Annotated in this window: 14 protein-coding genes; 7 read left to right on the top strand and 7 right to left on the bottom strand. The window is 51.2% G+C overall.

Annotated features, from left to right (window positions below):
- Window positions 1-2: 2 nt before the first annotated feature.
- The 7 genes from J2I47_RS20525 to hemW all read right to left on the bottom strand — a co-directional run bounded on the left by J2I47_RS20525 (window position 3) and on the right by hemW (window position 7,006).
- Complete coding sequence (locus J2I47_RS20525) at window positions 3-320, bottom strand: YbjQ family protein (protein ID WP_207366479.1); 318 nt, start codon at window positions 318-320, stop codon at window positions 3-5.
- Between the two features lie 34 nt (window positions 321-354).
- Entirely contained in the window at window positions 355-1,200 is an 846-nt protein-coding gene (locus tag J2I47_RS20520; protein WP_207366478.1) for an MBL fold metallo-hydrolase, read from the bottom strand.
- A 209-nt stretch (window positions 1,201-1,409) separates the two neighbouring features.
- Window positions 1,410-2,762: a magnesium transporter gene (gene mgtE, locus J2I47_RS20515; protein ID WP_207366477.1), complete on the bottom strand. Its 1,353-nt coding sequence runs from the start codon at window positions 2,760-2,762 to the stop codon at window positions 1,410-1,412.
- A 93-nt stretch (window positions 2,763-2,855) separates the two neighbouring features.
- Window positions 2,856-3,956: an acyltransferase family protein gene (locus J2I47_RS20510; RefSeq protein WP_207366476.1), complete on the bottom strand. Its 1,101-nt coding sequence runs from the start codon at window positions 3,954-3,956 to the stop codon at window positions 2,856-2,858.
- Between the two features lie 103 nt (window positions 3,957-4,059).
- A complete protein-coding gene (rsmA, locus tag J2I47_RS20505) occupies window positions 4,060-4,869 on the bottom strand; it encodes a 16S rRNA (adenine(1518)-N(6)/adenine(1519)-N(6))-dimethyltransferase RsmA (RefSeq protein WP_207366475.1) in 810 nt (269 codons plus the stop codon).
- Between the two features lie 74 nt (window positions 4,870-4,943).
- Window positions 4,944-5,864 (bottom strand): monofunctional biosynthetic peptidoglycan transglycosylase, encoded by a 921-nt coding sequence (gene mtgA / locus J2I47_RS20500; protein WP_207366474.1) that lies wholly within the window; start codon window positions 5,862-5,864, stop codon window positions 4,944-4,946.
- Between the two features lie 11 nt (window positions 5,865-5,875).
- On the bottom strand, window positions 5,876-7,006 hold the full coding sequence (hemW, locus tag J2I47_RS20495) for a radical SAM family heme chaperone HemW (protein WP_207366473.1): 1,131 nt from the start codon (window positions 7,004-7,006) through the stop codon (window positions 5,876-5,878).
- Between the two features lie 168 nt (window positions 7,007-7,174).
- On the opposite strand from hemW, the gene J2I47_RS20490 reads away from it, so the two are divergent.
- The 7 genes from J2I47_RS20490 to J2I47_RS20460 all read left to right on the top strand — a co-directional run bounded on the left by J2I47_RS20490 (window position 7,175) and on the right by J2I47_RS20460 (window position 17,218).
- Entirely contained in the window at window positions 7,175-7,948 is a 774-nt protein-coding gene (locus J2I47_RS20490) for a LytR/AlgR family response regulator transcription factor (protein ID WP_207366472.1), read from the top strand.
- A gap of 2 nt (window positions 7,949-7,950) precedes the next feature.
- Entirely contained in the window at window positions 7,951-9,081 is a 1,131-nt protein-coding gene (locus tag J2I47_RS20485; protein WP_207366471.1) for a sensor histidine kinase, read from the top strand.
- A gap of 230 nt (window positions 9,082-9,311) precedes the next feature.
- On the top strand, window positions 9,312-9,449 hold the full coding sequence (locus tag J2I47_RS20480) for a hypothetical protein (protein ID WP_207366470.1): 138 nt from the start codon (window positions 9,312-9,314) through the stop codon (window positions 9,447-9,449).
- A 461-nt stretch (window positions 9,450-9,910) separates the two neighbouring features.
- Window positions 9,911-13,012, top strand: coding sequence for a lantibiotic dehydratase (locus tag J2I47_RS20475; protein ID WP_207366469.1), 3,102 nt, complete (start codon window positions 9,911-9,913; stop codon window positions 13,010-13,012).
- Between the two features lie 408 nt (window positions 13,013-13,420).
- Window positions 13,421-14,065 carry an O-methyltransferase gene (locus J2I47_RS20470; protein WP_207366468.1) on the top strand — a complete coding sequence of 215 codons (645 nt, stop codon included), beginning with the start codon at window positions 13,421-13,423 and terminating at the stop codon, window positions 14,063-14,065.
- A gap of 9 nt (window positions 14,066-14,074) precedes the next feature.
- A complete protein-coding gene (locus J2I47_RS20465; protein WP_207366467.1) occupies window positions 14,075-16,618 on the top strand; it encodes a LysM peptidoglycan-binding domain-containing protein in 2,544 nt (847 codons plus the stop codon).
- Between the two features lie 21 nt (window positions 16,619-16,639).
- A complete protein-coding gene (locus tag J2I47_RS20460; RefSeq protein ID WP_207366466.1) occupies window positions 16,640-17,218 on the top strand; it encodes a DUF3109 family protein in 579 nt (192 codons plus the stop codon).
- The last annotated feature ends 37 nt before the right edge of the window (window positions 17,219-17,255 follow it).

Below are 17,255 nucleotides of genomic sequence, written 5' to 3'. Positions count from 1 at the left end.
CGCTAACCCTCAACGACCACTGCTGTGCCGTTGGCCGAAACCATCAGCATAGTACCGTTAAGTGATTCATAATCAAGGTCTACGCCAATGATGGCATTGGCACCCAGCCGCGTGGCCTGATCAATCATTTCTTTAATAGCAATGCTTTTGGCCTCGCGTAGCCCCTGTTCATAAGCCCCGGCCCGTCCGCCTACGATGTCGGTGATACCGGCGAAGAAATCCTTGACCAGGTTGGCGCCAATAATGGCCTCGCCATTAACCAGGCCGATGTAGTTGACAATACGTTTGCCTTCGAGATTTGACGTAGTAGTAACGAGCATGGAATTGCGGTTGATGCAGGGCCAAATATATCAGTTACGTCAACGTATCATGCAACGCCGACCGTATGAGGTAGGTTACGGCTACGTCGTTGCTGGTGAATGCCCGCATAAACCAGTCTTCACGCATCCTCAGACGACGCACAATGGCTCTTTCAGACAATCCCTTTCGTTGCCCGTCGAGCGATTCATCCGCGATGCCTTGCAGGTAGTCCATCTTACGCCGAACGGCTGCTTTGCCGTTGGTAAGCGTGGGTCTATGGCCGCAAAAGAGCGTGTCGAAATCGAGGGTTAACACCTGCCGGGCGGCTTCGATCTGCTGATAAATGTTTTCGCCCCGCCGGAATACGCGCAGGTTGCCCACATAGAAATCGCCCGAGAATAGCCAACCTTCATTAGGTTCGAGCAACACATGATGATCGTCTGAGTGCCCCAGCGTAGAGATAGGTATAAAGCGATAGCGTTCCGTCTCAAGCGGGACTGGAAACGTGGGCCGCACGTCGATGCCCACGGCAGCAGAACAAGCCTCAATGGGGCCAAACCAGTAGTGTTCGTAGGGCAGCAGATGATACGACTTTGTAATGAGTTGAGCCGTCAGCGGCCCGCACCATACCGGGCATTTATGTTGCCGGGCCAGAGCGGCAGCATTGGCAGCATGATCTTCGTGGAAGTGCGTCAGCGCAATTTGCTCAATCGGGTGTTGGGCATAGTGGGTTAACATCTCGCGCTGCATGTGTCGCGACCCTGTGTCGATCAGCAGGCCATCCACATAGTACGTCCAGACTGGAATGGGCTTCGGCCACGGCAATCGCGAATACCCAACCTGAAACCCTTCGACGGGGCCGTGTTGCAACGAATTGGTAACGCGGATGGAAATGGGCACGTGAGTGAGTTAGATAGGCAGCAAAGCTACTGCCTGAATAACCGTGCGTCGAACTGATAAGGTTTATTCTCACTGATCATTACCTCATCCGTACAGCGCAGGGTGGACATCCTGGCTTTTGAAAGGGTGGTTGAGACGTTGCGCGATCATAGGTTTAGCGCCACTTGGCGAAGAAGCACACCATCGTCGCACTGCCTAGCTGACTCCCTCTATAACTCAGCCAGCAAAAAATCGGCAATGAGAAAATAAACGCCAATGCCAATGAGGTCATTGGCAGTGGTAATAAATGGCCCCGATGCTACCGCCGGGTTAATACCTATTTTGCTGAGCAACAAGGGCGTGACCGTGCCCATAAATGAGGCCAGCATAACCACTGCCAACAGCGAGAGGCCCACAACCGGAAACAGGCGAGGTTCGCCGATGAGCAGGGTGTAGCAACCCGCTATGAGACCTACCACTGCCCCGTTGAGCAGGGCCAGCACCAGCGTGCGAAGCAGCCGTTGTCCCAGCGTGGCGGTCAGGCCGGAGGTATCGGCCAGGCTCTGCACAATGAGTGAGGCCGTTTGGATACCTACGTTACCGCCTGTTGAGCCAATAATGGGAATGAACGCGGCAAGGGCGGCCACCTTGCTCAGCTCATGCTGAAAACCGTTGATTACCGTGGCCGCCATCAGGCTGCCCATAGCCCCGGCAATAAGCCAGGGAAGCTGTGCTTTGGCGCGCACCCAGATCGTGTCATCTTCCTCAACCTCGCCAGACAGACCCGAAATGGCCTGCAAATCGTCTTCGGCCTGCTCGGTGATCACGTCCACCACGTCGTCAATGGTAATACGGCCCAACAACCGGCCTTGCACATTAACTACCGGTACAGCGTCGAGGTCGTATTTGCGCATAATTTCGGCCACTTCCGTTACGGGGCGGTACGTCTCTACCGACACCACGTCGTCTTCATAGATGTCGGCGATCTTGGCATATTTCCGGGCCAGCACGATCTTCTTCAGCGATACAAACCCCAGCAACTTCCCCGCCTCGTCAACCACGTACACGGCGTAAACTTTCTCCACGTTTTCGGCTTGCTGCCGAATTTCTTCAATGCATTGGTTAACGTTGGTGTTGACATTAATCTTCACCAACTCCTTCTGCATCAGGCCACCCGCCACGTCTTCGTCGTAATGCAACAGGTCGAGAATAAAACGGGCTTGTTCACGGTCTTCCAGCAGGCCAATCACTTCTTCGCGCACCTGAATGGACTGTTCATTGAGCAAATCCACGGCATCATCAGAATCCATCTGATCGACAAACGGAGCGAGATCTTTAGAGGTAAAAGACGCAATGAATTTGCCCCGGTCCGACTCATCCAGATTAGCCAGAATTTCGGCACCCACGCCCCGGTCGAGCAGGCTAAGCAGATACCGCGCTGAGTCTGTTTCAAGCTCGTAAAGAATCCCCGATATGTCAGCCGGATATAATTCATCCATCTCGGCGCGAAGCGTCTGTTCGTCGCCTATGTCAATAGCCGTCTGAATCCGGTCGAGATAATCTTTAGTTAGCTCAAAAGTCATAGCGAGGAACAGGTAGATGCCGTACGGTGGTTGGGCTGGAGCTGGTATACAGAAGCCTGGAGTTGTAACGCCTGTTTAGCGGTCCCTGTTCCGTTACGCTGCCACCGGTTGCCTAACACGGCGTTGCCGAAACTTTTCGATGGGCGCCGCAACAAACCGGTTTAAAAAGTAAGAAAATATAATGGTAACCAAGGCAACAAACCATTCCTGATTAAAAAAAGGCGTCATAGCCTTTTGAACGAATAAGATAACAAACATATGCGAAATGTAAATTGGATAGGATAACTCGCCGATCTGATTATCAAAACTGTATTGATTGGAGATCTTAAATAAATAAGGAAGAGAAACAAAAATCAAGGAGAAATATACAATCTCTCTATAGGAAAAAGGCATGACAGTCAATTTGCCTGAAGGTAACAGGCCGTAAAAAACTGTAGTTAAAATAACGATACAAAAAATAGCTATTTGAATATACACAGGCAGCAATTTATGGCGAATTTGCCTGTAGGATTTGTAAGCTAGTGTACCCAGTAAAAAGAACATAATTTCACTTGGAAAAAAACGGTATGTCCAAGGGTCTTTGGTAAGCGACAATTGATTGTATAAAAATATTCTAATAACTAAAGATAAAACAATGAATAAAATTATTATTCGAGTGCTTCGGCGTACAAGGAGAGGCGCGACGAAATAGAAAAGCAACTCAAGAGCCAGCGTCCAGGCTTGAGGTATGAGCAAAAAATGATGAAGCTCAGGCTTTGTCTGCCAAAAGTCAGAGGTAAAAAAAAATGTGCCTGTTTCCGGGTTTATCCCCATGAACATTACAGCGTCCTGACCCAGCAAAAAAAGATTGGTAATGACCAGATAGCAAAATGTGAATGGTGTAAAATTAACCGTCGAGTATACATCAAAAGCTAATCGAGAATGACTATGCGAAATATAAGAAAAGGCAACAGAGAATGAAGCTACTCCCAACAGGACAACCCAATAAATTGGAAATAATCGCAATAGTCTATTTGTTAAAAATAGCGAGTAAGCATTAGGTTGATTTACATATTTTTCATTTAAAATTAATGACATGTAAAAGCCAGATATAATATAAAACGTTTGCACTGCTGTTTGGCCTGTCATGAATTGAAAAGCAGAATTGTTGCTACTGTGTCCAGCTAATACAGCGATGGCCAGTAAAAATCTCAATAAGCCCATTAATTAGTAGTAGTAGTGTTTTCCCAATAGTTGGTGTCTACTTTCAGCAGACAAAGATGGTTAACCTGGTGAAGTGGTGCAACAACAAACTAGACTAGCCGCGATCCATTAAGAGCGTCAATGTCACAAATTCTGTTACGGATAGTTGCTCGGCACGTTTGTCCATAAATGGGCTGTTGGCGGCAGCTTCGGTTATACCAAGGGGTTTGAGCGCATTACGCAGTGTTTTACGGCGCTGATTGAAACCGGCTTTCACTACCATCGTGAATCCCCGTTCGTTACAGCCTAAATCGGTTTTCGCGTTTCGGCGGCACCGGATCACCCCCGAATGCACTTTCGGCGGCGGGTTGAATACCTCCGGGCCAACCGTAAATTCATACGTAACATCATACCAGGCTTGTAGAAAAACGCTCAGGATACCATAGTCACGGCTGCCGGGACCAGAGGCGAGGCGCTCGGCCACTTCGCGCTGTAACATGCCCACCACTTCGGGCACGCGATCACGCATTTCGAGCACTTTAAAGAAAATCTGACTGGATATATTATACGGGAAATTGCCAATTACCGCAAACTTCTCCTGGGTACCACCATATAGCTGGGCTGATTCCATTTGCAGGAAATCACCCTCAATGATATGCCCGCTGAGGGCAGGAACATTTTTTTTCAGGTATGCTACCGATTCGGCATCAATCTCCACCACGTCGAGGTCTATCTGGTCATTCTGAAGCAAAAATTGCGTCAGAACGCCCGTTCCGGGGCCAATTTCCAGGACTTTGCGGTAGCCGCCATGTCCACTAAGCAGCCCGGCAATGCGGGCCGACACACTCATGTCAGTCAAAAAATGCTGGCCCAGGTGTTTCTTGGGCTTAACGTAGTTGGCATCGCCAGGACGGTGGGACTTCATGGCGCAAAGGTACGCAGAAGGGCGAGCCAGCCTGCTGCTGAATGTGTGCCTAGCACTGTTGACTTACGACTGAATCACAAGTTCCGAATATATTTTTGTCCACCTAAGGCCCGCATCTGCCGGGCAATCTGCCGGGTACGGCGCTGAATGTAGCTAGACGGACGTCGGATCGAGAATTGGTTGGGGTTGGGCAAAACAGCGGCGATACGAGCGGCTTCATCGCGGCTGAGCGTGTAGGCACTGTGGCCGTAGAATCGCTCGGAGGCGGCCTCTATACCAAAGGTCATTGGTCCGGTTTCGGCCACATTCAGGTACACTTCCAGAATGCGTTTTTTGCCCCAGATCAGTTCAATCAATACCGTAAAATACACTTCGAGCCCTTTACGGATGTAGCTTCGGCCAGTCCAGAGAAATACGTTTTTGGCCACCTGTTGTGAAATGGTGCTGGCACCGCGCGGGCGTTTGCGCGTCTGGTTTTCCTTAATGGCATCCTGAATTTCGTCGAAATCAAAGCCCCAGTGATAAGGAAATTGCTGATCTTCAGAAGCTACCACCGCCAGCGCGGCTTCTTTGTTAATCTCCTCAAAGGGCCGCCAGGTTTTATAAATCGTGCTCGAATTGTCAGTACCAATGGTATCCCATTTGCGGCTGATGGTGAGGGGCGTGAACCAGACGGGTAGGTATTTGAGCGCCACTACCCACGCAATAGAACCTAGAAACAATACGAGAATTGTGCGGGCAATCAGCAACGAAACCATTTTCAGCCACGGGTGCTGCCGAACATAGGCCCGTCCCTGTTGCCATTGCTTTCGCAGGAGCATATTCATCGCCGATTTTTTTGCCGATGGCCGCCCCGACGAAGTCGTGCGTGGCGACGACGATGGCGACGTAGTTCGTCCAGAATTGGGGCGATTGGTTGGCGGCATCGGTGAGCTGGGCCGGGGGTCGGGTGGGGGCGGGGTGCGTAGCCGGTTAACGCGCTTTTCGGGCTGCATAGTACACAAACTTACTCCACGAATAACTCACTCGCCACGCGGTCGGCGAAGAGTTTACCCGATTCTGTGAGTTTAAGGTCGTTTTCGGCGCAGATCAGCCAGCCAGTCTGTTGTAGTTTACTAATCGTTGGCGCTTGTTTGCTCAGAAACGATTCGCCAAGCATGGCGTCCAGCTCACTTAGCCGACAGCCCCAGATTGTACGCAAACCTGTGAGCAGGTATTCATTTACCTGATCGGCAGCGGTGAGGATTTCGCGTTCCGCAATAGTGGTTCCAGTATTGATACCTTTACTATATAGGCTATTGTTAGCTACGTTGTGTTGCCTGCTGACACCGTCATAGGAGTGAGCCGAAGGCCCTATGCCGAGGTAAGGGCGCCGTTGCCAGTAGGCAGAGTTGTGTTGGGCATACTGGTCTGGCTTCGCAAAATTCGAAATTTCGTAATGAACGTAGCCTGCGTCGACCAATGTAGAAGACAGTTGGGTAAACTGTCTGGCCGACAGGCTTTCATCTACAGCTGTAAGTTTACCTTTAGCCAACCACCGACCGAAGGCCGTATCGGGTTCGATAGTCAGGTTGTAGGCCGAAATATGCGGGACATTCAGCGTGAGAGCTTGCTCCAGATCGCGCGACCATATGCTGTCTGATACACCGTAGATCAGGTCAATACTAAGGTTATCAAAACCAGCCTCGCGGGCGCGGTAAACGGCCAATTTTGCTTCGTTGGCATTGTGAGCGCGGTTCATCCAGCGCAGCGTTGACTCGTCAAACGTCTGAATACCAATGCTCAGTCTGTTTGCGTAACGGCGTAGCATGGCCAGGCGGACTGGGTCCGCAAGATCGTCTGGGTTGGCTTCCAGTGTTATTTCGGGCGGTTGTCCATTGAAGCCATCCACAAGCGTGAAGTGTTGGTGAATGCTGTTAACCAATAAATCCAATTCTGCCTCAGTAAGTAGCGATGGCGTACCACCACCGAAATAAATGGTCTGTAATTTGTTGGTAGGTAAGTAGGCGTGTCGTTGCTCGATCTCCCGGACCATTGCCTCTACCAAGGGGCGCTTCTGACTTAGATTGGTGCTGAAATGGAAATCGCAGTAGTGACAGGCCTGTTTACAAAACGGAATGTGCAGATACAAATGCATAATAAAGAGATGACGCAGGCCAGGGTCTTGAAGTTCCTATATTGTAGTCCAAGAGCCAAAGGACAAAGTATCTGGTTGAATAGCTATGAATTCCGTGGAGTTTACGAATCTTTGTACGACCTGTAATACCCCTGTTGCCACCATAATTAACCGTTTTTACTACTGGCCATGCACGAGCCGCTTACCTGCTATTTGGTAGACGATGAACCACCCGCCCACCATATTTTATCTAAATTTATTGGCCGGGTACCTTATCTGAAACTTCTGGGTCAGAGTCTCGACCCGTTTGAGGGGCTTGAGCAGGTGCAGACGCTCAAACCCGACGTGTTATTTCTCGACGTAGAAATGCCTGACCTTAGTGGGGTGGCATTTTTGAAAACTATGCCCCTGCCGCATCCCGTGGTGGTTATGGTAACGGCATCGCCCCAATTTGCCGCAGAGACCTACAATTTTGAGTCAGTGACACACTATTTGCTCAAGCCCGTAGGTTTTGATAAATTCACTGAGGCTGTTAACCGCATCACCAAGCGACTCGGCTATGCGCCCGACGGAGCTGGAGCCGAGCCCCCAACTTCTAATAATCCCGTTCAGCCTCAAGCGGCAGTAGATCCCCGCGAGAAAGTGCCGTATTTTCTGGTGAAGGAAGATAAAAAGTTAATTCGTGTAGCACCTGAAGATATTGTCTTTGCCGAGGGTATGAAAGATTACCTGAAACTTCACCTGACCACTCGGACGCTGGTAACACACATGACCATGACCAAGCTGGAAGATATGCTACCACCCACGCAGTTTCTGCGCGTAAGTCGGTCGTATATAGTTCGGCGTCAGGCCATAAAAGAAATTGATGGCAATCAGATCACAACGCTCGACGGTCGTAAGTTGGGGATTGGCGTCACCTACCGCGACGCCGTCATGAAGGAGTTGAAGAAGAACATGATCTGAGGATGAAACGCCATTGGCTTTTTGAACGCCTTCGCTCCGTTTTTCCGCGCAGCAGTCCATCCACCGTGTATTGGGTTGGTCGTTTAATGCTATGGAGCCTCTGCGGTTATGTGATCCGCTATGTTTACTACGGTAATTTCTTCAGGGCCGATACTGGTATCTTGTGGGCACTTTCGATTGTGTTGCTCTCGCAAACTATACTATTATACTACGCATTTGCCTACTACATCTTTCCTGAAACACTCTATAAGCGGCGTATTGGCCTGTTTCTGTTATGGCTATTGCTTTGGCACGTTGTCATCTATCAAAGTAATTACTGGCTTCTATATTGGCTACACCGTAGCGACGGGTCAAGTACCGTAGCTGATTACATGAAGCTGCTGGAATCCTGGGGTGGCCCATGGGGATTCGTTACCAGTGGTGCCACCGTATTCTGGAATTTCTTCTGGAGTTTCGTCATTGCCAGCGTACTGCTCACCGTGAAAGCCATTACCGACTCGATCACGTTGCGTACCCGAACTATTCAACTCGAAAAAGACAAGCTTGCGCTCGAGCTTGATTTTCTGAAATCACAGGTCAATCCGCATTTTCTGTTTAATACGCTCAATAGCATCTATGCACGTGTATTCGATATCGACGAGCAGGCAGCCGATTTGCTGTTACGCTTATCTGAATTAATGCGCTACAACCTTTACGAGACCAACCAACCTCTCATTTGTCTTTCAAAAGAGCTCGCCTACATTGGCAACTACCTGGATTTAGAACGAAACCGCCTGTCTGGGCAGAGCGTAAGCATCGACTATAACCAATCGGGGGGAGCAGATTCGTTTCAGATCGCTCCGCTTTTACTGATTGCATTTGTTGAAAATGCTTTTAAGCACGGTGTCAGGGGGGCATCAAAAAAGGCCTTTGTACGTGTACAGGCGGCTATTGTTAACGAGCAACTTGTGTTTGTAGTGGAAAATAGCGTTTTCCCCAAACGGCAGATACCCAATGACCCCATCAAGCGAGCCGGCGGCATAGGACTGGCCAATGTGCGGCGCAGGCTGGATTCTATCTATCCAGACCGGTATGAACTGACTGTTTCTGCCAATGAAGTTCTTTACAGTGTAAAGATCATGATCCAGCTCTAATAGGGGGCCTCTGGTGTCTTACTGGCAAGGTTACTGATCTAAATCAGCAATATAGGTTTTTCATTCATCGATGAAATAGGGGTATTGGTCGAAATTGTACCAGCCGATGGTCGAAAGTAATTGAGTAGGTTTATGGTAAGGGCTAAGTTTGAACTGTCTGTCATTAGGCACATTCCTAATCCCCTAACCATTTCGTTTTCTTTCAACTATACAGTTAACCAATCAAGACCATGAAAAACCAATCAGCATCTGCCAACACCCGTTTGACCGTGAAAAAATCACGTATTGTTTGTCTGAATGTTAATCAGGATGCGTCTAAAGGAAACGGACGTACTTACACTATTTTCGGTATCACACGCACCAAGTAGCTTGCAAACTTGCCATCTACTCAACTATACGGCAGCTTCGCAAAAACAACTCGCTGCTTACCTCCGACGCACAGGCTGGCTTACTGAAAGTCAGGCTGTTGCGTATTCGGAGGGTGAAGATCCTTTAGTCTTCATGCACCTCACTCACCCTTCGGAATATATCCCGGAACCCTTTTGGGAGGTGCTCGGTCAGTATCCGGCCGTTATCATAACGTCGCCGTACCCGCAGAACCAGTTCAAACATTTGCCATTACCGCCCTTCGCGTTTTTGACAGAGCCATTTTCTTTTGAACAGTTCGCAGTTTGTTTAGAACGATACGTGTCTATCTACGGTTGATGACGCGTACGAAAATTTTTTTTGTTATTAAATTTTCCGGCCGTAGAGGTAGTTTATTGATTTAATGGTAGATAGTATTTGTTATTTCGGAAATTTGATTTTCCAGAAATAAATACTATCAGTTATGATTCAATCAAGCAGCTTCTTCGTTCTTCGTCGCCCTACGTATTCGCTACAAAAACTGGCTCAGTTCTACAGCCACTTAGCCACCCGTTCGCTCGACGACGCCCTCCGACTACATTATCAGGACCCGCTGGCGCAGGAGGCGCTCTTCGCGGCCTCTCCTGCGCTCTACGAACGGTTTAAGTGCTGGCTAGCTGGGGAACAGCTGCCGGAGCAGAAAAAGCTGCTGACGACTCTACACAAGTACCTGATACGCATGTGTAGTCGCCCAACGCCCTACGGCCTTTTCGCTGGATGTGCAATGGGCACCTTCGCCGATCAATCGCAACTGCGGGCAGGAACAACCGCCGCGCTGCAACCGCATACACGTGTTGACACAGACTGCCTACAAGCCATTTGTACATGGCTGACCGATCAGCCCGCGATCCGGGCGCAGCTAAGCCTGCATCCAAACTCGTCACTTTATCCTGTTGGTTCGGCACTGCGCTATGTAGAACAACAGCGCGGGAATGGCAAGCGGGATTATTTTATCAGTGCCGTAGAAACCGATGATTACCTGAACCTGGTGCTGGAAGCCGCTCAGCACGGGGCTACCATTGGTGAATTAGCCGGACTCATCACAGACGTACCGCTTGATGAAGCCACAGCGTTTGTCGAGCAACTCATCGATAGTCAAATTCTTTGTTTCGACATCGAGCCCACGGTGACGGGAATAAACTACCTGGAGCGGCTAACCAACCGTATTTCTTCGCTGCCGGGTGCCACTGAAGCCACTCAGGCCCTACGCGATCTGGCTGGCTACCTTCAACAGCCTGATCGTCTGGTTGCATACGCACAAACACGGGAGTGGTTTTCAGCGCGAAACCTTGAAGCAGCCACGGCTGACGTGGTACAGGTCGACTCGTTTTTCGAGATGCCTAACCTGGCCATTGGCCATTCGGCCATGCGACTGTTGCAACACGATCTGGAAAAACTGCTTGTGCTCAACCAGCCAGCCGTTAATCCTGATCTCGATGTGTTTAAGCGGCGGTTCGATAATCGTTATGAAGAGGAAGAAATACCCCTGTCGCTGGCTCTCGATAGTGAATTTGGCGTAGGCTATGGCAATACTTCCATGCAGGGAGTTGGCTATGCACCGCTTATCGATGATCTTACGTTTGGCACTACGTCTGCGCCCACGACCACCTCCTGGGATTGGTGGCAGACGCTGGTAATGGATAAATATGCGGATGCGCTTCGGACACGGCAACAGGAGATTGTGCTGACAGACGAGGATTTGGCATTTATTCGTCGGCAGCAGAAAAGCCACGACGTGCCATTGCCCGACAGTTTCTACGCGTTTGGGTCAGTGCTGACCCGATCAGAAAAAACGCTTGATGAAGGTGATTTTCAATTCAACCTAATGGCCTGTAGCGGGCCGTCGGCGGTGAATTTGCTCAGTCGTTTTGGCGAAGGTAATGCCCAGTTAGCCGAGCGCATTCGGGCTTGCGCTATGGCTGAAGAACTTCACCACCCGGATGTAATCATTGCTGAAATTGTTCATCTACCCGAGAACAGAGTTGGCAACATTCTCACCCGACCCATGATTCATCAGTACGAGATTCCGTATCTGGGCCAGGCGTCGGTAGATCCGGAATTTCAGATACCACTCTCCGACCTGATGGTGTCGGTGCATGACAACAAAGTGATTCTCCGTTCGAAGCGGCTCAATAAACGTGTCATTCCCCGGCTTACTACGGCCCACAACTTTACGCAGGGGCTACCTATTTATCGGTTTCTGTGTGACCTGCAGCGGCAGGATGCCCAATTGAACGTAGCCTGGAACTGGGGTGTACTACATCGTCAAACTTACCTGCCCCGCGTACGGTATCGTCGGGTGATCATCAGCCGTGCCACCTGGCAGCTTCAGTGCAATACCCTTACGCCCGATAATCCGCTGAAACTGGTGGCCGAGCTGACGGCTGCCGGTGTACCCGATCAGTTTGCGGTGGCTCAGGCCGATAATGAATTATTGATTTCGATGCATGTACCTGCGTCGCTTGACCTGTTGATTCAAGAAATTAAGAAAAATGACCGTATCCGACTGGTTGAGTTACTCAATCAGCCTGAGAACTGCCCCCTCATGCACCAGCGCGAGGCATACGCTCATGAAGTAGTTATTCCGTTCTATAATGACAAAGCGCAGGTGCTGCCTGGCATCACGCAGCCCGATGTAGAGTTGCCTCAACGCCGGTTTTCGGTAGGTAGCGAATGGTTCTACCTGAAAATTTATACTGGCGAGAAAGCCTCTGACGAATTGCTGACACAATCTATTTATCCAACAGTGCAACAACTGCTACAGACACAAATTATTCAGGCGTTTTTCTTTATACGCTATCAAGATACTGATCCACACCTGCGCCTGCGCTTCCGGGGCAATCCCCACGTTGAATTTTACCAGTATGTGGTGCGGGCTGTTGAACAGGCATTTCACAAGGCCGTTACGTCGGGGGTGGTTAACCGGGTGCAGGTTGATACGTATCAACGAGAACTGGAACGGTATGGCATGGACCAGATTGACCGTTGTGAGACGTTATTCCATTACGACAGCCTGTCGACTATGACGTTTCTGGCCCAGGCAGACGGTGTATTCGACGAAGACATGCGGTTTGCCGTTGCCATTGCCAAGATTGACCGGCTGCTGGCTGGTTTAAAACTACCCATCGGTGAATGCCGGCAGTTGCTGAGCCAATTAAAAGAGCAATTTTTCGAGGAGTTCGGCGGCGAATCATCGTTACGTCATCAGCTCAATGACAAATATCGGTTCTACCGCCCTTTGATTAATGAGGCCCTCATGCCCGACTTTGAGCCTGCTGAGGGCATCTGGCAGTGGGAGAAGCAACAGGCCGACGTGCTTCAGCAGGTGGCTACAGCACTGGCTGGGACAGACAAGCTGTTTGGTATTGCTAGCAGCCTGATTCACATGATTGTAAACCGGCTGTTTCCGTCGAAACAGCGGGTGTATGAACTGGTGCTTTATCATTGCCTGGCCAAGCACTACGATTCGGCAGCAGCCAAGCAGATGATGCCGGTTAAACAGTTGGCGGTAGCGTCAGGGAAATAAATAGCGGGCAGTGGGTAGTTGCATGGGTCAGCATTTTGCGCTGGGCAGGTAACTCACCCGCTGCTTATTTTTTTGGGCAGCTTTTGCATCGCTTACCCTTTTTGTACTTCTTACAGCAGGTCTTGAGCAGGCAACCTGGCGCGTTTGTCAGCGCAGTGCGATTAATGACCGGCAGTGCCATAAACAAGGCAGGTCCCGATTGGGTAGTGTCAACGTCGGTGAAAAGATCCATACTGTTCGTTGGTAAAGCAGTTCGAAGGTACGCATTATTTAGATTGCTTCAAAATAATGCAGGCTTGCATCGCATTACCAGGCCCTGTGGTTTGGCGGTTCATACGCTAAACAGAAGCCCATCGTTTTCTTATAAAGACGTACTTTTACTTCTATCACCACCGCCAGGCACCTTTCATGGATTTTCTTCCTGCCGACTTAGCTGCCTATGCCGACGTCCACACGACGTCAGAATCGGATACGCTTCGTCGTCTTAACCGCGATACACATGCGCACGTGCTGTGGCCCCGAATGCTGTCGGGCCATGTGCAGGGGCGACTGCTGGCTTTCATTTCGCAGATGGTACGGCCCCGGCGCATTCTTGAAATTGGCACCTATACCGGCTATTCGGCGCTTTGTCTGGCCGAAGGACTGACCCCCGATGGGCGGCTGATCACCATCGATAAGAACGAGGAACTGGAAACAATGGCCCGACAGTACTGGGCTGAGTCGCCTTATGCACACCAGATTGATCTTCGGGTAGGAAATGCGCCAGACGTAATCAAAACCCTAACTGATGAGGTGTTTGATCTGGTGTTTATTGATGCCGACAAAGAAAACTACGCGCTTTACTACGACATGATTTTTGACCACGTTCGTTCTGGTGGCTTTATCATGGCCGACAACGTGCTTTGGAGCGGTAAAGTAATTGACCCTACACAGGCAGGCGATCCCGTTACGCAGGCGGTAATGGCCTTTAACCAGAAAATTCACGACGATCCACGCGTCGAAAATATATTATTACCCGTTCGAGACGGGATTATGATTGCCCGAAAACGCTAACCCTACTCTATGAAACGTCTGTTCACCCTGCTGTTTAGTCTGGTAAGTTTGCTGGCCATGGCCCAGCCTGCGCCCGTTGTCGACCGCCCTACGGTGCCCGATCAGGTTACTTTTGCCGATTTAACCGTTCGTTTCGACGACGATGCCCGCCGCCTGATTCAACAGGATGTTAACTCGCTGATGGCCAACCGCGGTTACTGGTACGCCAAACTGGATCGGGCACTGTTGTATTTTCCGTTGATGGAAAACGCGCTGCTCACCGACCAGATGCCCACCGATTTCAAATACCTGGCCATGCAGGAAAGCTCGCTCACGCCCGATGCCGTTTCGTCGTCGCAGGCGGTGGGCTTTTGGCAGTTTAAGCGCGAAACGGCTAATGACTATGGGCTGACGGTAAACGATCAGGTCGATGAGCGGAAGCACATTCTGTCCTCGACCCACGCCGCTGCCCGTTACCTGCGCCGCAGCAACGGGATGTATAGCAACTGGGTGTCGGCCCTGTTTTCGTTTTATTTAGGTACGGGTGGTATTAGCAAGATTATTTCACCCGACTGGGCCAGTGCCAAAGACATCACCCTCAGCGGTAGTACTGACCGCTATGTGCTGCGCTTTTTTGCCCACAAACTGGCCATTGAACATGCCGTGAAAACCTACCAGCCCAGCCTGCCTTTTGCGCTGGTAGAGTACCCCGGTGGCGGTGGTAAGAACGTGAATGACATTGCCACTGAATTGAACATCCCCGTTGCCGACATTCGCAGCTATAACCGCTGGCTACTTACTGATCAGGTCCCCGTCGACAAAGCCTATATTCTGACTGTACCTATTCCAAATGGCCAGATCAACGACGTTCGGCAGCGGATAGTAGCTACTACCGACACCAAACTCAAGAATATCCCCACCGATGACATTGGTTTTCCTGTGCTGAAACAGGTGACAATGGCGACCAAATCAGACAATGAGCCTATCTTGTATGAGATAAACGGCTTGCCGGGCGTGCAGGCACAGGCCAATGATAATTCGGCATCGTTGGCCCGGAAATCGAAGATCAGCCTGTCCAGCTTTTTACGGTTCAATGAGTTGAGCGAGCGCGATCTGCTGGTGCCGGGCGAGGTGTATTACCTGGCCAAAAAGCGCAAAAAAGCCTTGGTTCCTTTCCACACGGCCCGCCCCGACGAGAGTATGCGGAGTATTTCGCAACGGTATGGCATACGGCTGAAAAAGCTGGTGCGCTACAACCGGATGGACCGGGTGCAGAAACTGCAGGTAGGCCGGGTGCTCTGGTTACGCGAAAAACGTCCTAGCAAAACACCCGTTGAGGTGATCAACGCGCCAACGCCGCCGGTGTATGATCCGTCGCCCGCCACACCCAGCAACCGCCCCGTGGTAGATAAAAGCGCCGGCGACGCCCGCACGGCCATTAACAACATTCCGCGCAATGCGTCGGAACGGAAACGGTACCAGCCCAAACTGGTGGGCAGCGCCACGCCCGACGCTGAGCTGACGCCAGCTAAGCAAAACCAGCAACGTAACGACCCCAGCCCATTGCCGCCAATGACCCGCCCAGCCGGCAATCCTGCGGCCGCCAATACCCCGCCCGTAAACGTACCTGCGCCAAGCCCAACACCGTCCGTTACGGTGCCTGCTCCCGACATGACCGCTACTACGCCTATCCCACGCGATGCCGGCTCGCCACAACGTACTATAATAGTTCGGGCCGAGGGCGAACCGGAACGTCAGCATACCACCCCCGCCCGTTCAGGAACCGGTGGCCGTGAGGTAGTAGCACGCAATCAGCAACGTAATGACCCCGATCCGCTGCCGCCCATGACCCGCCCGGTAGCCACTGCCACCACTACCTATCCTACTACGCCTGATCCTACGGCCAGTCAGCCTGGCAAGCGGTCGGCGTCGGGACGCAGGACGGTAGACATGGGCGAAGAACAGCCCCCGGTAACGAAAAAAGGGCAGGAGACGCCCATGCGCAACCAGCCCTATACCGACCCTAATCCGTTGCCGCCCATGACCCGCCCGGCCACCCCCGCCGACAATGTGCCCAACAGCCGTACGGCCACTGCTCCCCGGACAGAGGCCCCCCGGTCAACCACGCCCGGCAGCCGCACAGTTGCCAGTCCCGGCAATAGCCGGTCTGTGAGCCATACCGTTGAAGCAGGGCAGACGTTCTACAGCTTGTCGCGGTACTATGGTGTTCGGGTAGAGGACCTGCTGGAAGCGAATGCGTTAACGCTGGACGACAAGCTGGCTGTTGGGCAAAAGCTGACGGTGCCAAACGTGCCAATCGGGTATCCCACAGGCCAGCCCACTACGTCGAAACCGGTGGTAGCGGCCGGGCAACCCGACGAGCCGACCCCGGCACCACAGGCAGTATCGACCCCTGCTAACGGTAGCGGACCTACTTACCACACAGTTGTCAAGGGTGAAACGTTGTATCGGGTATCGAAGCAGTATGAGGTAACCGTTGAGCAACTGATGGAATGGAACAAATTGCACGACATGGGCGTAAAAGAAGGCCAGAAACTGCGCGTAAGTCAGTAAACTGGTTTTGGTAGAAAGACTATGATTCTCATCGACAATACCGTCATCAGCGATGACATCGCCGAACAATTTTTTGTCTGCAACCTCGATAAGTGCAAAGGGGCCTGCTGCGTAGAGGGTGACGCCGGTGCTCCACTGGAGCGTGACGAACTGGCAAAACTGGAAGAAATATACCCGGCTGTGAAGCCTTATCTGTCGGCGGCAGGTATTGCGGCCATCGAAGCACAAGGCCTGTATGAACAGGATATTGACGCCGAAGGCGACGGCGATTACGTGACGACTACGGTAGGTGGCCGCGAGTGCGTCTACGCTATCTACGACGAAAAGAATATTCTGAAATGTGGCATCGAAGCGGCCTACAACGATGGCAAAATCGATTGGAAAAAGCCTATTTCATGCCATTTGTACCCCATCCGCGTTACCAAATACGAGCAATACCACGCCCTGAACTACGACCGTTGGCCAATTTGCAGCCCTGCCTGTGGTTTTGGCAAACAGCTTGGCGTGCCGGTCTACAAATTCGTCAGCAACGCCCTCGTCCGTGCCTACGGCCAAGCCTGGTACGACCAGCTAGTTCGGGAAATTGAAGAAAAAGGCTAGTGGCAGTAAGCAGTGGCTGATGTATTCTCGGCCTCAG

This window comes from Fibrella rubiginis, from assembly GCF_017353185.1.
GTDB classification, from domain to species: Bacteria; Bacteroidota; Bacteroidia; order Cytophagales; family Spirosomataceae; genus Fibrella; species Fibrella rubiginis.
Note: the sequence above shows the minus strand (reverse complement) of the source record. Positions and strands in the feature narration are given on the sequence as shown.

Bases quoted from the DNA above. Each gene is read 5' to 3' on its own strand.
- J2I47_RS20475 (WP_207366469.1), top strand. From the start codon at position 9,911: ATGATTCAATCAAGCAGCTTCTTCGTTCTTCGTCGCCCTACGTATTCG.
- rsmA (WP_207366475.1), bottom strand. From the start codon at position 4,869: ATGAAGTCCCACCGTCCTGGCGATGCCAACTACGTTAAGCCCAAGAAA.
- J2I47_RS20465 (WP_207366467.1), top strand. From the start codon at position 14,075: ATGAAACGTCTGTTCACCCTGCTGTTTAGTCTGGTAAGTTTGCTGGCC.
- J2I47_RS20460 (WP_207366466.1), top strand. From the start codon at position 16,640: ATGATTCTCATCGACAATACCGTCATCAGCGATGACATCGCCGAACAA.
- J2I47_RS20490 (WP_207366472.1), top strand. From the start codon at position 7,175: ATGCACGAGCCGCTTACCTGCTATTTGGTAGACGATGAACCACCCGCC.
- J2I47_RS20480 (WP_207366470.1), top strand. From the start codon at position 9,312: ATGAAAAACCAATCAGCATCTGCCAACACCCGTTTGACCGTGAAAAAA.
- mgtE (WP_207366477.1), bottom strand. From the start codon at position 2,762: ATGACTTTTGAGCTAACTAAAGATTATCTCGACCGGATTCAGACGGCT.
- hemW (WP_207366473.1), bottom strand. From the start codon at position 7,006: ATGCATTTGTATCTGCACATTCCGTTTTGTAAACAGGCCTGTCACTAC.
- J2I47_RS20485 (WP_207366471.1), top strand. From the start codon at position 7,951: ATGAAACGCCATTGGCTTTTTGAACGCCTTCGCTCCGTTTTTCCGCGC.
- J2I47_RS20470 (WP_207366468.1), top strand. From the start codon at position 13,421: ATGGATTTTCTTCCTGCCGACTTAGCTGCCTATGCCGACGTCCACACG.
- mtgA (WP_207366474.1), bottom strand. From the start codon at position 5,864: ATGCAGCCCGAAAAGCGCGTTAACCGGCTACGCACCCCGCCCCCACCC.
- J2I47_RS20525 (WP_207366479.1), bottom strand. From the start codon at position 320: ATGCTCGTTACTACTACGTCAAATCTCGAAGGCAAACGTATTGTCAAC.